At 69.5% G+C, this 233-nt stretch carries 1 pseudogene; it reads right to left on the reverse strand.

The annotated features are described in order from the left end of the window. A pseudogene (locus tag BYZ73_RS22200) lies at positions 1 to 233 on the reverse strand (hypothetical protein); the annotation flags it as partial.

Raw genomic sequence — 233 nt, forward strand, 5'->3', positions numbered from 1 at the left:
GCGTTGGTCGGCGGCACATGCAGCCAGCGGACGCCCGAATTGCAGAGCCGGGTGCAGGGCGGGTGCATCACCGCGAGCAGGTCCCAGCCCAGATCCAGCACCTCGCGGATATCGCAGATCATGTGCCGGTTGGTGGCATCCTCGGCGGGCAGCAGGTCGCAGGACCAGACATCGTGCCCGCGCGCGGCGAAGGCCCGGCGCATCACGCCCGAGGTCTCGCAGCCGATCAGGAT

The organism is Rhodovulum viride (genome assembly GCF_003265965.1).
Taxonomy (GTDB): domain Bacteria; phylum Pseudomonadota; class Alphaproteobacteria; order Rhodobacterales; family Rhodobacteraceae; genus Rhodovulum; species Rhodovulum kholense.